The 15,585-nt window shown below is 62.1% G+C and carries 14 protein-coding genes; 8 read left to right on the top strand and 6 right to left on the bottom strand.

Features of this window, described 5'->3' with window-relative positions:
* The first annotated feature begins 16 nt into the window (after positions 1-16).
* From SLQ33_RS25970 to SLQ33_RS25945, 6 genes are all read left to right on the top strand, one after another.
* Positions 17-157: a hypothetical protein gene (locus SLQ33_RS25970; RefSeq protein ID WP_319456769.1), complete on the top strand. Its 141-nt coding sequence runs from the start codon at positions 17-19 to the stop codon at positions 155-157.
* Positions 154-993: an SDR family NAD(P)-dependent oxidoreductase gene (locus tag SLQ33_RS25965; protein ID WP_319456768.1), complete on the top strand. Its 840-nt coding sequence runs from the start codon at positions 154-156 to the stop codon at positions 991-993. The genes SLQ33_RS25970 and SLQ33_RS25965 overlap by 4 nt, the downstream gene beginning before the upstream one ends.
* Before the next feature lie 70 nt (positions 994-1,063).
* The gene (locus SLQ33_RS25960) at positions 1,064-2,308 is read left to right on the top strand and encodes an alkyl sulfatase dimerization domain-containing protein (RefSeq protein WP_319456767.1); all 1,245 of its coding nucleotides are present in this window, start codon (positions 1,064-1,066) and stop codon (positions 2,306-2,308) included.
* On the top strand, positions 2,305-3,054 hold the full coding sequence (locus tag SLQ33_RS25955) for an SDR family NAD(P)-dependent oxidoreductase (protein ID WP_319456766.1): 750 nt from the start codon (positions 2,305-2,307) through the stop codon (positions 3,052-3,054). The genes SLQ33_RS25960 and SLQ33_RS25955 overlap by 4 nt, the downstream gene beginning before the upstream one ends.
* An 8-nt stretch (positions 3,055-3,062) precedes the next feature.
* Positions 3,063-4,250, top strand: coding sequence for a sulfotransferase (locus SLQ33_RS25950; protein WP_319456765.1), 1,188 nt, complete (start codon positions 3,063-3,065; stop codon positions 4,248-4,250).
* Positions 4,247-4,789, top strand: a complete 543-nt coding sequence (locus SLQ33_RS25945) for a VOC family protein (protein WP_319456764.1) — start codon at positions 4,247-4,249, stop codon at positions 4,787-4,789. The genes SLQ33_RS25950 and SLQ33_RS25945 overlap by 4 nt, the downstream gene beginning before the upstream one ends.
* 222 nt (positions 4,790-5,011) lie before the next feature.
* Here the strand turns inward: SLQ33_RS25945 and SLQ33_RS25940 are convergent, their stop codons facing one another.
* From SLQ33_RS25940 to SLQ33_RS25920, 5 genes are read right to left on the bottom strand one after another with little or no spacing between them, the layout of a single operon-like run.
* Complete coding sequence (locus SLQ33_RS25940) at positions 5,012-5,203, bottom strand: ferredoxin (protein WP_319456763.1); 192 nt, start codon at positions 5,201-5,203, stop codon at positions 5,012-5,014.
* 53 nt (positions 5,204-5,256) lie between these two features.
* The gene (locus tag SLQ33_RS25935) at positions 5,257-7,602 is read right to left on the bottom strand and encodes a CoA transferase (RefSeq protein ID WP_319456762.1); all 2,346 of its coding nucleotides are present in this window, start codon (positions 7,600-7,602) and stop codon (positions 5,257-5,259) included.
* Between the two features lie 48 nt (positions 7,603-7,650).
* Positions 7,651-8,814, bottom strand: coding sequence for a CaiB/BaiF CoA-transferase family protein (locus SLQ33_RS25930; RefSeq protein ID WP_319456761.1), 1,164 nt, complete (start codon positions 8,812-8,814; stop codon positions 7,651-7,653).
* A 45-nt stretch (positions 8,815-8,859) separates the two neighbouring features.
* A complete protein-coding gene (locus SLQ33_RS25925; protein ID WP_319456760.1) occupies positions 8,860-10,392 on the bottom strand; it encodes an aldehyde dehydrogenase family protein in 1,533 nt (510 codons plus the stop codon).
* Positions 10,393-10,425: 33 nt separating this feature from the next.
* A complete protein-coding gene (locus SLQ33_RS25920; protein WP_319456759.1) occupies positions 10,426-11,628 on the bottom strand; it encodes an amidohydrolase family protein in 1,203 nt (400 codons plus the stop codon).
* A 271-nt stretch (positions 11,629-11,899) separates the two neighbouring features.
* On the opposite strand from SLQ33_RS25920, the gene SLQ33_RS25915 reads away from it, so the two are divergent.
* On the top strand, positions 11,900-13,159 hold the full coding sequence (locus tag SLQ33_RS25915) for a cytochrome P450 (protein WP_319456758.1): 1,260 nt from the start codon (positions 11,900-11,902) through the stop codon (positions 13,157-13,159).
* 19 nt (positions 13,160-13,178) lie between these two features.
* On the opposite strand, the gene SLQ33_RS25910 is transcribed toward SLQ33_RS25915, so the two are convergent.
* On the bottom strand, positions 13,179-14,300 hold the full coding sequence (locus tag SLQ33_RS25910) for an NDMA-dependent alcohol dehydrogenase (RefSeq protein WP_319456757.1): 1,122 nt from the start codon (positions 14,298-14,300) through the stop codon (positions 13,179-13,181).
* A 269-nt stretch (positions 14,301-14,569) separates the two neighbouring features.
* On the opposite strand from SLQ33_RS25910, the gene SLQ33_RS25905 reads away from it, so the two are divergent.
* Positions 14,570-15,256 (top strand): TetR/AcrR family transcriptional regulator, encoded by a 687-nt coding sequence (locus tag SLQ33_RS25905; protein WP_319456756.1) that lies wholly within the window; start codon positions 14,570-14,572, stop codon positions 15,254-15,256.
* The last annotated feature ends 329 nt before the right edge of the window (positions 15,257-15,585 follow it).

Below are 15,585 nucleotides of genomic sequence, written 5' to 3'. Positions count from 1 at the left end.
AAACAGGAGGGTGACAATGACCATCGAAAAAGTGGTCCGCGCCAGCGGCAAGCTCACTTGGCCGATCGCCGATTCCATCGTCGACATCGCCGACGGTCAGACCCGACGGGTCCTCGTGCGTGGAGTGCTCGCCTCTTTCCGGGAGACCGTGAAGTGACGAGCGTGATCGTCGACAAGGCGAAGTACGGACCCTGGGCACTGATCGCGGGCGCGTCCGACGGCGTGGGCGCCGCCTTCGCGGAGGCAATCGCCCGCAACGGCATCAACGTCGTGCTCCTCGCCCGCCGCGCTGAGTTACTGAACCAACTCGCGCAAGGCATCCAGAGCCGCACCGGCGTCGAGACCCGCGTCCTCGTCACCGATCTCAGTGCGCCCGACGCCACCGAGTCGATCGTCACCGCCACCGTCGATCTCGATATCGGATTGCTGGTCTACTGCGCCGGCGCCGATGCCGATTTCGCGCCCTTTCTCGAGAACTCGATCGATGCCGCCGAACGAATGCTCCAGCGCAACTGTCTGATTCCCATGCAACTCAGTCACCACTATGGCCGTGCGATGGTCGAGCGGGGACGCGGTGGCATCGTCATCCTCAGTTCCGGCGCAGCGTTCGTCGGGGCTCCGAACATGACCGCGTACGGCGCCACGAAGGCGTTCGACATGATCTTCGCCGAGTCCTTGTGGTGCGAGCTGCGGGATCAAGGTGTGGACGCGGTCGCCGTCGTGCTTGGCACGACCGACACGCCCTCGCTGCGCCGCCTACGCGAAGAGCGTGGGCTCGCCGGGCCCGACGAGCCCGTCCCCGGCGCTACCACTGCCGAAGAAGTGGTCGGCGCAGCCTTCAAGAGCCTCGGAAAGGACCCCACGTGCATGGCCGGCAAGCAGGTTCGATGGGGCGCCAGACTCATCTACCCAATTCCACGCGGCGTACTTGTCCGGTTGATGGTGCGGATGACTCGTCGCGCAATGGGATCCAATGACAAGTCGTCCGCGTGACCGCATCAAACCCCTCGCACGTTCAGCGCAAATTAGAGCTATAGCTCAAGGCGAAGAGCGGCGGATGTACATGGCAGGAATCCCTCGCGAACGGCCAGGTGCGGCCGATCTCCAAGCGGCCACCGGAGAAGCCGCCGTAGCGCTCGGCGACGACATATGGATGTCACCGGGCGTATCGAACGCCTACGCGGTGGCGACTGACGCCGGGAGAGTCGTCATCAATGGCGGGATCTTCTTCGAAGGACCCCTGCACCACAAGGCATTCGAAGACGTTCCTGGCCCGACGCGCGCGATCGTCGTGACTCAGGGACACGGCGATCATTGGGGCGGGGTGTACGCGCTCCGCGAGGCCGACACCGACGTGATCATGCACGCCAATTACCGCTCCTGGCGCGATGACAACATCAGGCTCGGCGGCTACCGAGCGCCCAAGACGACCTTTGCCTTCGCGAAGTTCACCGACGCTGTCCTCGAGTCGCTCAAGGACCTGGACGTCTCCACGATCGACTTCTCGTTCCCCGAGCCCACGACCACGTTCGATCACCGACACGAACTCACCGTCGGTGGACGCCGGCTGGAGCTGGCCTGGACACCGGGTGGGGAGACCACTGACTCGCTGGTGGTCTGGTTGCCGGAGGACCGAATACTGTTCACGGGCAACCTCTTCGGACCGCTGTTCGGACACGTGCCCAACCTCATGACCATTCGGGGCGACCGCTACCGCGATCCCGTCCTCTACATCGAATCGCTCGACAAGGTTCTCGAATTCGGTCCGCAGCGGTTGATCACCGGCCACTTCGACCCCATCGAGGGAGCGGATCGCATTGCCGAAGAGGTCACCGCGATGCGCGACGCCATGCAGTCCGTACACGACCAGACGATCGAGCGCATGACGGCTGGCGCCGACCTCTACACCGCCATGCGCGAGGTTCGAGTGCCCGATGAGCTCGACGTCGGCGAGGGCTACGGAAAGACGTCGTGGAATGTCCGCGCGATCTGGGAGATGTACGCGGGTTGGTTCCAACACCGTTCGACGACGGAACTTTACGGAGTTGGATCACTCTCGATCGCCACCGACGTCGTCGCCGCTGCGGGTGCCGACGCGTTGGTCGATGCGGCGCGCAGCCACGTGGCCGGTGGGCAACCTGTCAAGGCGTTGCACCTCATCGACCTCATCCTGGCGGCTGAGCCATCCCACCCGGCTGCACGCGTGGTCGCGGTCGAGGCCCACGACGCGCTGCTGGCCGAATCCGAAAACTTCTGGGAGAAGGCATGGCTCACGAAGTCCATCAACGAACTGAGAGGCACGGAGTGAACAACGTCGCTTATGACTTCAACGGCGTTCATGCCCTCGTCACCGGTGGAACGAGCGGGATCGGCTACGCGATCGCCACTGACTTCGCCAAATCGGGTGCTGAGGTCACGGTCACCGGAACCCGAGGATCGGCGGCGGACTATCCCGAAAAGGATCTGAGCGCCTTTACATTCCGACATTGTCAATCGGCAGACATCGGGTCGGTCGATGCGCTTGCGGAGTCCTTGGGCGACCTCGACATCCTCGTCAACAACGCAGGCGCACCCTACGCAGCACAAAAGGACGAGTGGGATCCAGACGGCTACGCCGGGTCGGTGGCAGTCAACCTGTTCGCCCACATGCGGCTGACGATGGCCTGTCACGAACGACTCAAGGCCAGCAGCCTCGCCGGCGGGAGCAGTGTGGTCAGCATCATCTCGATGTCGGCTTTCGTCTCGGCTGTCCTAGTACCCGCGTACAGCTCCTCCAAGGCAGGCATGCTGGCCTTCACCAGGAACCTGTCACGCCGCTGGGTCGACGACGGGATTCGCGTCAACGCCGTAGCCCCCGGCTTGATCGACACCCGGATGACTCACCCGATACTCGACATCCCCGACATGTTCGAGCCTGAGATGCGACACACGCCGATGGGCCGCATGGGTTTACCCGATGAGGTCTCTCCTGCCGTGCTGTTCCTGTGTACCGACGCTGCCCGCTACATGACTGGTACGACCATCGCCGTCGACGGCGGATACCTGACGGTTTAGGAGCTGCCATGAGTGAATTCGACGATGTTGCCACTCCGGACGACGTCTTGGAGATCGCCTCTCAGCGCACTGGCCTGACCGAGACAGAGTCCGACTCCTGGCGCGACGGGCTGGAAATCATCGTCGATGAGGTCAACTCATCCCCGGCCTTCACACCGTACGGCCGGGACCGCATTCTCACCGACAGCGCAGACGTGCTCGGCCGGCGCTTGCAGATCCACGACTACGTTCGCAGACATCCCGAGGTGATCGACGTCCCAGTCGAACGCCCGCTGATCGTGCTCGGCATGCCACGCACGGGAACCACTGTCATCAGCTATCTGCTCGACCAGGACCCGAACCGACGGTCTCTATTGCACTGGGAGTGCCTGTATCCCGTGCCGCCCGCTACCACCGACAAACTTCGCACCGACCCACGCTGCCTGGCGTTACTAGAGGAACAGAAAAAGATCCTGGACATGGTTGCGGCTGCCAAGGTGTCGATTCCGCACTGGGAGGACGCGGACGGGCCGACCGAAGACATGTTCATTCACAACCAAGACTTCAAGGGGCTGTCGTGGGACTCCTTCTTGTCAACGGACTCACGCTATGCCGACTGGCTTCTTCACGAAACCGACATGACGACCACGTACGAGTACCAGAAGCGATACTTGCAGGTGTTGCAGTCGACGGCTCCGGGCAGCTGGAGCCTGAAGATGCCGTCGCATTCCGTACACATCGAGGCACTGCTCAGAGTGTTCCCCGACGCCCGCTTGATCTGGGCGCACCGCGACCCCTACCGGGCAACCGGGTCACTCGCCAACTTGTGGAAGCTGCCCAAGGGCATGACACAACATCCCGAAGCCGTCGACTTGGAGGCCATGGGCCGAGCCGCGCAGGCGCAAATGAAGGAACACGTCGAACGGCCGCTGCGGGCCCGGGATCGCATCGGTGACGACAGGTTCTTCCACGTGTACTACTCCGACATGATGCGCGATCCCATCGACGTCATGCGCCGGGTATACGACTGGGCCGGTGATCCGCTGACCTCGGATACGGAAGAGCGCATGCAGCGCTGGCTCGCCGAGCACCCGCAGGATCGGTACGGCCTCAACACCTACAGCCTCGACCAGTACGGCCTCACCGTGGAGCAGCTGAAGCCGACATTCGCGGCATACCTCGAAGCCTTCGACATCGAACTGGAAGTCAATACATGACGAACGCCCCTTCTACTCCAGATCTCCCGGGACCCGTCCGCCAGGTCGGCTTCGTGGTCGATGACCTCGACTCGACCCTGAAATCGCTTGTCGCACTGGGGATTGGACCCTTCTTGGTGGTGCGGGGACAGAAACTGCAGGCCAACTACCGTGGCGAGCCCTCCGAGGTGACGCTCACGATCGCCCTCGCCAACTCGGGTGACATGCAGATCGAGGTCATCGTGCAGGAGGCCGGCGATCCCAGTATCTACACGGAATTCCTCGCACACGGGCATGGTGGATTCAACCAATTCGCGTACTGGGCCGATGACTTCGATGGCGCTGTGAAGTCGGCGATCGACGCGGGATGGCCGATGGTCTGGTCCGGCGGTGAGACCGAGGGAGTTCGATTCGCCTACTTTGAACCGCCGCACGGGCCGGTGCCGATCATCGAGATCACTGAACTCAACGAAGCTACTGCAGGGCTCGGAGAATGGCTTCGCTCGGAAGCGGACGGGTGGGACGGCACTAATCCGATCCGATCCATCAGCGGACAGTGACGGCTCCGGTCCTGGTGTTCCTGGCCGTCAACGGCGACCCGATGATGCTGTGAGCGTGACTCAGTCGCGGGGCTTCGCGCGCTGTGCCTCCCCGAGCATGGCGTTGCCGGTCTCCCGGTGCCCGTCGTCGAACACCGCTCCCCACACGAACCAAGACGTGGCGGGACCTTCCGAACTCACGAGCAGAGTTCCTCTGCGCACGAAGTCCGGAACAGAGGGCGGTCACTCGTCGGTGCTGATGGCACGCTCAGGGCAGTTCGCGATCGCCATCAGCGCTTTGTCTTCCCATTCCGGCGGGACGTTGTCGACATGGACGAATGCCTTGGCGTCGTCATCAACGTCGAACATCTCGGGGTATGTCATTGCGCATCGACTGTGGCCCTGGCAGGCGTCGACGTCTATCCGTAGATGCATCGTTTCCTCTCCCCCTCCAGCCGATCTCAAATCCAAGCACGGACAGCACCGGCTCAATCAATGCCCTTGAGCCGAGTGCCGATCACCGATTCGGCGGTGAGCGTCTCGATCGTTGATTCGTCCAAGCCGAGCAGCTCTTTTAAAATGGTCTCGTTGTGCTCTCCGACAGTGGGCGCTGGGGACCGACACCATCGATCGACACTGCGGAATCGAAATGGAATGGTGGGGACCTGGTGCTGACCGACGACCGAGTGATCCAAACCTTCGAAGTACCCACGCGCGATCATCTGCGGGTGCTGAGCACTGAGCCTCGCCTCGTGAAGCGGTGATGCGGGAATTCCAGAAGCTGACAACACGGCCGCCGCTTCGGCGCTCTCTCGGCCAGAGGCCCACTGTTCGAGCTGCTTGTCGATCAAATCATGTGCACGCCAGCGCCCTTCGTGCGTGTCGAGCGAGGGATCGTCCGCCCAGTCAGGTTGACCGAGCACGGTTTTCAACGCTGACCATTGGTCGTCGGATGCGATGGAGACGGCCAACCACTGTTCATCCCCGCGGCACGGGTAGAGGCCCTGTGGCGCCGCGTCCCTACTGCGATTGCCCAGCCGCGACAGGACGGTGCCGTAAGCGGTGTATTCGATGACCTGCTCAGCCGCGGCGTTCAACGCCGCCTCGACCATCGATACCTCGATGAAAGACCCACGACCGGTCTGCTCGCGCCGACTCAAACCGACAAGCATGGCAAAAGCGGAATGCATGCCTGCCAACGGATCACACGGACCACGCGGGATCCGGGGCTGGTCATATTCGTGACCGGTTACCCAGGCCATGCCGGTCATCTGCTCCATGGTTTGCGCGAACCCCACGTTGTCCCGCCATGGCCCGTCCACACCGAAAGCGGGCATACGCGTCATGATCAGCCGAGGATTAGCAGAACTCAGCGCCTCCCAGGTGATGCCGAAATTCTCGAATACGCGCGGCGAAAAATTCTCCACCACGACGTCGACTTGTTCGACGAGCCGAAAGAACAACTCCCGGCCCTTCGCAGATGAAAGGTCAAGCGTCAACCCCTTCTTGTTGGTGTTGGTGGCCAAGAACATTGCCGAGCGCTCCCACCAGCTGGGCTGGTCCATCAATGCTCCGGCCGTCATCCGCGCGCCGTCTGGGTGCTGAATCGACTCCAAGTGAATGACCTCCGCGCCCAACGCTGCCAGGATGTGGCTGGAAGACGGCCCGGCCCACCACGCGGTGGCGTCGATGATGCGCGTGCCCGCCAGCGGCAGATCAGCGGCCGACACGGAAGTCGGTGATTTGACGGGCTTTAAGTCAAGCTCAGTCGCATCGAATTCACCGAGTCGCGGTGCGGCGTTTGGTTCGCTGGCCGGCCGCGTGCCATCAATCCGGTAGGGCGGAAGCGGGTGAGTGAATCTTCCGTTGGCACTCGCGGCCCATACGCCGCGCGCGTCGAACTGCGGGTGATCGAGCACGGTGCGTCCGTTGTTCACTTGAGCAACCGGAATCCTCAGCGCGGAAGCCACTTCCACGATCTCCGCGGTGGTGTGCCGGGTGGTCCAGTCCCGCACGATTTTATTCCACTCCTCCATCCGCTCGTATCGAGTCGGAGCAAGGGCCCAAGTCGCATCCTGCTCGAGGAGGTCGTCACGCTCGATCATCAGCAGGAAGGACTCGAACTGCTGGCGGGTGTTGGTGTTGAAGCCCACCCAGCCGTCGGCCGTCGGTTCGATCGAGGGCAGTTCAGTCATTCGCGGCGGAGCCGTTATCGGTGGACTGCCGGCGAGCGCGTAGTACAAATCAATGAAGCCGCTGGCGCTCAGATGGCAGGCCTCCATCAGCGAACAGTCGATGATCTCGCCTCCACCTCCGTGACGAGCGCGAAGGAAGGCGGCCAGCGCACCGACAGCCGCATAGCTGCCGAGGACCCACTCGAAGACACGGCCACCGGCTTGCAAGGGGGGTTGGTCCGGCCGGGCTCGCAGGCCCATGGTGCCGCTTTCGGCCTGCAGCGTGAACTCTGTCGCGGGCTTGTCGCGATACGGACCAGTCAGGCCGAAGTTTGACATCGCCACGATCACCAACTCTGGTGACCGGCTGTGCAATTCGTCGTGGTCGATCCTGCCCGAGACTCCAGAGTCGATGAGGATGTCGGCACTGGAAATCAAGTCATCGACATGCGGGTCGCCGTAATGCCCTACGGCCGAGCGCTTTCCAGCGTTCAAATATGTGAAGAGAGCCCCGTCGTCGCCCGCACGCCGCCCCGTCCCCCTGCGACGAAGCCGATCGCCGTCCGGCGACTCGACCTTGATCACTTCGGCGCCGACATCCGCGAACAGTTTGCCGCAATAAGGCCCGGCAATTTCGTCGGCGACCTCGACGATCCGCATGCCTTGGAGGATGTTCACCGCTCACTCCCCTCGCCTCAACCACGACATTCAGATCACTCCGTCGCGGCGCAGCTCAGCGAGTTCCGCCTCATCGCAGCCGGCCTGTGTGAGCACCTCGTCAGTGTGTGCCCCGACAGCCGGCGGAAGGGTCGCGGCGAACGGACGGCCCGGTTTGGTCTTGACCGGCATTGCGATCAGCCGCAAGGGCGGGCGGTCCTCGGCGGATGTTTCATACACCATGGCGCGTGCTTTGACGTGTTCGTCGTCGAGTAGGTCGCCGCTCTCGAAGGCCGGAGCACCAGCGATATCGGTGGCTATGAAGAACTCGGTCCACTGACGACGAGTGCGGCACTTGAAGATAGCGGTAAGTTCGCTTCGCAGTCGTTCATCGGCTTGTGGATCGTCGCCCAGGCGCGCGCAGCCGAGCTCGTAGAGTTCCATTCGGTCTACGGCTTTGCAAAATCTGTGCCAGAACTTGTCTTCCAACGCGTTGAACACCACGTAGTTGCCGTCGCTTGTTTCGTAGTACTGATAGCGCAGCGACGCGTGCGGACCGTCCGAGTAGCCGAACAGCCCGTTCGCGAGCGCCGTCAGTTTCTGGAAGTTCCATGCGATCGCGGCGTCGACTTGAGAGACTTCGACGTACTGTGCTCGCCCGTCGCGGCGCGCACTGTGTAGTGCGGCGAGAACCGCCATCGCAGCGTAGAGCGGACCGGCCAACACACCCGTCGTGCCGGTGGCGCCGGCCGACAGGCGCGGTGTGCCATCGGGCTGGATCAGCGGTGGGTTCAGGCCGGCGAAGCAGTCGAAGGACAGCCCATGTGTTGGAAGCTTGGCGTACGGGCCGTAGCTCCCCATCCCGTTGAGGCTGCAGTAGACGACTGTCGGGTTGAGTTCGACGACGTCGTCATAGCCGAGGCCGAGTCGATCGGCGGCGCCCGCCCGCAAGCCGTCGATCACCACTGTGGCTTCGGTGGCGAGGCGGCGAAAGATCTCAATCCCCTTCTCCGATTTCAAGTTGAGCGTGACGCTCTTCTTTCCGCGGTTCCACTGAAGGTTTTGTACGTTGTCGGGCGGAAAGAGTTCGCCGCGGAAACCGCCGCCCCCTGGTTGTTCGATCTTTATCACCTCGGCGCCCAGGTCGGCGAGGTGTCCGCCGAGCGCGTCGGGCGAGAAGAGGGACAGCTCAAGCACTCGAACATCGTGAAGCACTGCAGTCAACCTTTCGGAGTTCCGATGCCCGCGTGAACCGAAGCCCTACATCAACGAGATCGACTTGATCTCAGTGAACTCCTCGAAGCCCCACCGGCCCTGCTCGCGTCCAAGACCGCTGTGCTTGAAACCACCGAATGGGCCTCCGCCGTTGAACATTCCACGCGCAGGCGTCGACCAGCCTGGGCCCGCACCGTCGCCCGGATTGGGACCAGGATCTACGGGGCCGCCGCCACAGCACTGGACGATGATCGTGCCGGTTCGGATTTGGCGGGCTACGTTGAAGCCGCGGGCGGCGTTGCGGGTCATGACCAGACCTGCGAGTCCGAAGTCGGAGTCGTTGGCGATCCGTACCGCCTCTTCTTGACTTTGGTAGGTCTGCACTGTCAGAACCGGGCCGAACACTTCTTCCCGGCAGATCCGCATGTCGTTGCGACAGTTGACGAACGCCGTCGGCTCGTAGAAGAAACCCTTGCTCAGATGCGAGGGGCGCTTTCCGCCGACCACCAGCGTGGCTCCCTCGTCGAGCGCTGATTGCACATAACTCTCGACTCGCTGCCGCTGCTGTTCACGGATCAGCGGACCCACCACCGTGGCCGGGTCGCGGGGGTCACCAATCACGAGGTTCGGCGCCATCGCCTTCACGCCGTCGATGTAGGAATCGAGCAGGTGCTCCGGCAACAACAAGCGCGACGCCGCAACACACGCCTGTCCCGAATGCATGAGCACTTGTCCGAAACCGATACCGGCGACCTCGGATTCCGTCACGTCGTCAAGCACGATGTGAGCACTCTTGCCGCCCAGTTCCAGCTGGGCCCGCTTCATCGTCCGCGCCGAAACCTCCCGGATGCGCTTGCCGGTTTCCGTCGAACCGGTGAAAGCGATCATGTCGACGAGGGGGTTGGTGGACAGCTCCTCTCCAACATCGCCACCACCCACCACGACGTTGAAGACACCCGGCGGTATGCCGGCTTCTTCGCCGATGCGGGCGAGTTCCAGGGCATTCATCGGCGTCCACGGATGTGGTTTCAGCACGACGGTGCAACCGACTGCCAGCGCCGGCAGGCACTTCTGCAGGTTGATCGAGAAGGGGAAGTTGAACGGTGTGATCACGCCGACCACTCCAACGGGTTCACGCACGACGACGGTTCCGCCGAGCCCGGTCGGTGACACCGTCGGCGCTCCCGGAGTTTCCACCCAGGTGACGTCGTGTTCCACGAAATCGCTGTAATAGTGCGATGCTTCGATCGCCCCGCCCACCTGAAGAAAGTCGGTGAGGAAGCCCACTGAGCCGATCTCGGACACGATGAGCTCGCGAAGCTCGGCGTGCCGCGACTCCATGATTTCGCTGAAGCGCTTCAGAATTCTCGCGCGGTCGCGCACGGACATCCATGGCCAAGGACCTTCGTCGAAAGCGCGGCGCGCGGCTTCGATGGCCATGACAGCTTGCTTGGCGCCGCCGTCGACAACGCGACCGACCACTTCTTCGGTAGCCGGGTCGATCACCTCAATCTGGGCTCCGGCGTTGTCGCTGGTCCATCGGCCGTCGATGAAGTTCTCGTACTCGCGGATTGCCACGCAGTTCCCTTCGTGTCGCGGTCGCGGCTATCGCTACTTTGCGACCGGATACGGAGCGGGCTCGAAGTTGAAGACGCGCCGGGCATTGCCCTGCAGCACCTTGTACTTATCCGCGTCCGATCTACCCTCGAGGCTCTTGAGCGCGGCCTGCAGTGAACGCGGCCACAAGCAGTCAGTGTGCGGATAGTCGGTTTCAATCATCACGTTCTCTACGCCGATGTAGTCGAGGTTGGCAGCGCCGAATTCGTCCTCGATGAAGCAGCCAAAGATGTGATCGCGGAACAACTGCCGAGGTGATTCCGGGAAGTTCGCCGGGTCGGTGGCGACTGCACTCATTCGCATGGTAGCTGGATCGACGGTCCAGTTGTTCGCGCGCAGATAGCGATACTCAGCGGCGACGTGTTCCGCACGCTCGAGCAGATACGGGATCCATCCGATGCCACCCTCCGCAAGCACGATCTTGAGGTCGGGGAACTTCTGCAACTTGCCCGAGAACAGCCAGTCCGTTGTGGAGTGAGCCAGGTTGAGACCGATGTTGACCGATTGCACTCCAAATGGCGCATCCGGTGACGTGTTCGGGCTGACTGACGACGACCCGATATGCGTGCAGAGCGGCATCTTGGTTTCGTTCGCCGCCGCGAAGAATCCGTCCCACTCCCCCGAGTGGATCGACGGAAAGCCAAGCGCATGAACGTTCTCCGAGAATGCGATGGCCTTGGCACCCTTGTCTGCGCACCGGTGTACTTCGGCGACGGCCAGTGCGGTGTCCCACAGCGGCACGATGATCATCGGAATGTAGCGACCCGGCGCCGCCCCACACCACTCGTCGATGATGTAGTCGTTGTAGGCAGTCAGGCATTTCAGACCTAGTTCGCGGTCCTGAACCTGCGAAAAAACCTGTCCGGAAAAGCGTGGAAAGAACGGGAAGTTCAACCCCGCGATGACGTGGTCCTCATCCATGTCTGGGATTCGGGCCTTCGGGTCGTAGTAGACCTTCGGCAGTTCGTCGTAGTTGACCGACAGCGGAGAGTACTCATCGGGCTGCTGATGGGCCGCCACCAGGATCCCCATGACCGTGGCGCGGTGCTTCTCATAGACCCAGGTGTCCACACCGTCGATGCGTTCGACATGCGGGACGCGGTCGCGGTCGGCGGCAGAGGCTCGGTCAACCCAGACATTCGGCGGCTCGATGATGTGATCGTCAACGGAAATCAGCCACTGCAGATCTTGTTCCACGGATACTCCCTGAAGGCCGTTGTGTGATCGTGCGCCGGCTACGCGTCGGGCTATCAGGCACAGTGCGTTTGATCCCGTACAGTCCCACCGTCTTCGGACACTATGAGCGACCGTCCTCCTTGTCAAGTAACACTTGATAAATCCGATCACCCTTATCGAGCGTCACTTGACGAGCGGATTCGCACCATCTACTCTGCGAAAACACGGGTTTCAGTCACACGACTCAGCCCCGAGGTGACCGCGTCAGAAAGACCGCACGCGGAACCGCGACATGACGTCGTGGTCGCATCAAGAGAAGGACTACGCCACAGTGCCCAAGTCGCTCGCGGATCACGCCGAGAACTTCGATCTCCGCCACGAGGATTTCAACGATCCAGAGTTCTTGTACGAGGTGTATTCGCACATGCGCGACAACGCAGCATTCGCGCACACCGATTTTCCGTTCCTCAGCGCAAGCGATGACGGCGCCTGGGTCGCACTGCGCTACGACGAGTGTTACGAGGTGCTGCGGGATTGGGAAACCTTCTCCAGCAATCCCACTGCGGCTGATGCGCCGCACCTTCCTGGGGATGTCGTGATCCATCTCGACCCGCCGCGACAGCAACAGTTACGAAAGGTGCTCAACCCCTACTTCTCCCCCGGCCGAATGAAGCAGCTGCAACCGCAGATCCGTGCCGAGACCGATGCACTGATCAATGAGTTCATCGAGAACGGTCGGGGCGATCTGGCAGTGGTCGCCTGGCAGCAGCCCGGCATCGTGTTCTTCAAGTACGTGCTCGGCATGCCGGTATCCGACGTCCCGTTGTGCATCGAGCTGACTGACACTGCTCTCAACGGGCACACTGAGGAACTCCGCATGACGGCGTGGGGTGGGCTCTACCAGCACATCACCGAGGCTGTAAAGACCCGGATGCAGCAGGATCCGAAGGACGACATAATCGACGTCCTGCTTTCGGCCGAGATCGACGGCGTCAAGCTCGGGTTCGAAAGCGTCGTGTCGAATGCCATGCTGCTGGTCCAAGCAGGCCTGGAAACCACCGCCAGCGCAATGTCGTTCGCGTTGCACTATCTCGGAACGCATCCCGCGGAACGCGACCGATTGATCCGCGAACCCGAGATCATGTCGACTGCTGTCGAGGAGTTCATTCGCTTCGCCGGATCCGTTCACGGCATTCTGCGGACGGTGACCAAGGAGGTCGAGCTCGGCGGACAAAAGTTGTGTCCGGGCGAATCGGTCTTGATCAACTATGCTTCCGGCAATCGTGACAGTCGCGAATTCCCGGATCCAGACAGGTGCATCCTCGACCGCGAAGCCAATCGTCATCTCGGCTTTGGCGCCGGCGTGCACCGCTGCCTAGGATCCAACCTCGCGCGCCTAGAGTTCCGTATCGGCGTGGAACAGGTGCTGGGCCGCATGCCCGATTACACGGCCTCAGACGCTGAGTCGGTCTTCCACGGTAACTCTGTGACGCGAGGGTTCCGCGAGATTCCAGTGGTGTTCACACCAGGATCGCGAGTCGCGCTGGACTAATCGTCAAATTCGTTGGCGGTCAGTGCTCGTGGATGATCACGCCGCGGATGTTTCGCCCCGCCAGCATGTCGTCGTAGGCGTCGTTGATGTCGGCGAGTTTGTACTCTGCGGTAACTGTTTCGTCGAGTAGAAGCTTGCCCTCGCGATAGAGACTCAGCAGCCGCGGGATGTCGGCACGCGGGTTGGCTTGACCGTAAAGGCTTCCCAGCAGCCGTTTTTGGAACAGCGTGACCATCGCGACCATCGGCATCGGAAGGGTCGCCGTCATGTCGAGCATCGATCCCAGCGCGGTCACCACGACAGCGCCGTTCTTGCTGACAATGCTGAGCGCGTCGACGATCATCGGGGCTTCCACCAGTCCCACCGTCACGATGGCGGAGTCGGCCATCACGCCGCGGGTCAGATCCGCGACCAAGGCCGTCGCCTCGGGCATCGAGATTGCGAAATGGGTGGCGCCGAACTGAGAAACCATGCTGCGCTTGCCCTCCGCGATGTCGACGGCGACGATCTTTTCGGCCCCGGCCAGTCGCGCACCCTGGATCGCGCCACTACCGATGCCGCCGCATCCGATCACCACGACGGTGTCGCCCGGTTTGACTCCCGCCGTGTTTACCGCAGAGCCCCAGCCGGTGGTCACGCCGCAGCCGACGAGACAGGCCCGGCTCAAGGGGAGGTCGTCGTCGATCTTGACCACCGAACTCTCCGGCACTGTGCCGTATTGCGCAAATGCGCCGAGCCATGCCAGCGCACCGATGTCGCGGCCTTTGGCGTGGCGGCGGAAGCTGCCGTCGAGTTGCTCGCCGGTGCTCATCTGAGCACCGAGGTCACACAGGTTTTGGTGGCCGGTCGAACACCAACGGCATCGCCCGCATGCCGGCAGGAACAACCCCACCACATGATCACCGACGCTCAGGTTTGGGACACCGGGTCCGACCTCCTGGACGATGCCCGCACCCTCGTGCCCCCCTACGAGAGGCAGAGCAAGGGGAAGGTCACCCTCGCGGACGTGGTGATCGGAGTGGCACAACCCGGTGGCCTCGAAGGAGACAAGCACCTCGCCTTCTTTGGGGCCATCGAGCTCGACCTCTTCGACACTCCACTCCTGGTGGACGTCCCACAACACCGCTGCCTTCATCTTCATTGTCGACGCATTCAACGGCGTTGCGACGAAATTGTCAAGTGTCACTTGATAAGTACGCGGGCATCGGCGAGGCTGGTGTCGACCATGAGCTATTTCGTTCTTTGCATGCGTTCGGAGTTCGACGGATGATCATCGAAACTCCGCACCGCGGTCTGCATTTCGCCTTGGGATGCTGGGCGGGAGGCAGGCAGGTCAAGGAGTGCGTCGGCCGAACACGAAACGCCATCGCAACCGACTCACAGAGTGCTCAGTCGCGTTACTGTGTTCCAGTGAGCAGTAATGGCGCGAAGCGAGTCCGGGACAAGGACGGAAAGCAGCGCGCCTTATTGGAGGCGGCCACTGAAGTATTCGCCGAACAGGGCTTTGAGGCGGCAGTGACGAAGGAGATAGCCCGACGTGCCGGCTGCTCGGAGTCAATGCTCTTTCACTATTTCGGTGACAAGCAGGGCATCTTCGAACAAGTCGTATCACGTCAGATCGCGGAGGGAGTCACCGAAGCAGAGGACAAAATCATGAACTCCCTGCCCGACAGGTTCGTCGATTTCGTCAAGCAGCTATTCCTGACGCGTCTAGTGGCCCACGAACACCAGGACACGGTGCCGGGCTGGGACATAGCGGGACGCGCCTTATCTGACCCCGCCTTCTCCCTACGGGTCATGCGGCCGAATCACAAGCTCCGCGTGTCGGTGATCGCTGAGGGTGTCGGTCATTACCAGGATCTCGGTCAAGTCACTCCGCATGTTGATCCGGTTACTGTGGCCGAGCTACTCGCCAATTTCACGATCTTCACGACGACTGTCGGCCCGCGCTGGTTCGGCACCGCCGAGGCCGATATTCGCGCTCAGATAGAACTTGGGGCTCGAATCTTCGCCGAGGGAGTTCGCGGCTCCTCTGCCACCGGTGCCTCCCACCGTCCTGGTCGCGGTCGTCAGTCACGCTCGCGATCCGGCACGTAACGCTGCTACCGGATGAATTGGCGGCGCGCAGGCTGCCGCCTGCCCCGCCTCACTAGGCCTCTGAACTGCGGAAATATGAGTGGGCGGCTACCGAGCGCCCAAGTCGACCTTTGCCTTCGCGAAGTTCACCGACGCCGCACTGGCCAACCACAACGAATCGATCCGTTCCGAAATCCTCCGCTACGGCGAGCGACCAGCAGATTCAGCTTGCCACCGTGACAGGCGATCACCGGCATCTCTCAAACCTTGATGCTGGGAGAGTCTGTTGGATCAACCGGCGGCCATGAAGAAGCCATCGCCTTCATCGAACGCTTTCTCGGCCACCAGGA

The organism is Mycobacterium sp. RTGN6 (genome assembly GCF_033804605.1).
Classification (GTDB): Bacteria; Actinomycetota; Actinomycetes; order Mycobacteriales; family Mycobacteriaceae; genus Mycobacterium.
Note: the sequence above shows the minus strand (reverse complement) of the source record. Positions and strands in the feature narration are given on the sequence as shown.

Coding starts and splice junctions, on each gene's coding strand:
- SLQ33_RS25970 (WP_319456769.1), top strand. CDS start 17: ATGACCATCGAAAAAGTGGTCCGCGCCAGCGGCAAGCTCACTTGGCCG.
- SLQ33_RS25960 (WP_319456767.1), top strand. CDS start 1,064: ATGGCAGGAATCCCTCGCGAACGGCCAGGTGCGGCCGATCTCCAAGCG.
- SLQ33_RS25950 (WP_319456765.1), top strand. CDS start 3,063: ATGAGTGAATTCGACGATGTTGCCACTCCGGACGACGTCTTGGAGATC.
- SLQ33_RS25945 (WP_319456764.1), top strand. CDS start 4,247: ATGACGAACGCCCCTTCTACTCCAGATCTCCCGGGACCCGTCCGCCAG.
- SLQ33_RS25940 (WP_319456763.1), bottom strand. CDS start 5,203: ATGCATCTACGGATAGACGTCGACGCCTGCCAGGGCCACAGTCGATGC.
- SLQ33_RS25935 (WP_319456762.1), bottom strand. CDS start 7,602: ATGCGGATCGTCGAGGTCGCCGACGAAATTGCCGGGCCTTATTGCGGC.
- SLQ33_RS25915 (WP_319456758.1), top strand. CDS start 11,900: ATGACGTCGTGGTCGCATCAAGAGAAGGACTACGCCACAGTGCCCAAG.
- SLQ33_RS25910 (WP_319456757.1), bottom strand. CDS start 14,300: ATGAAGATGAAGGCAGCGGTGTTGTGGGACGTCCACCAGGAGTGGAGT.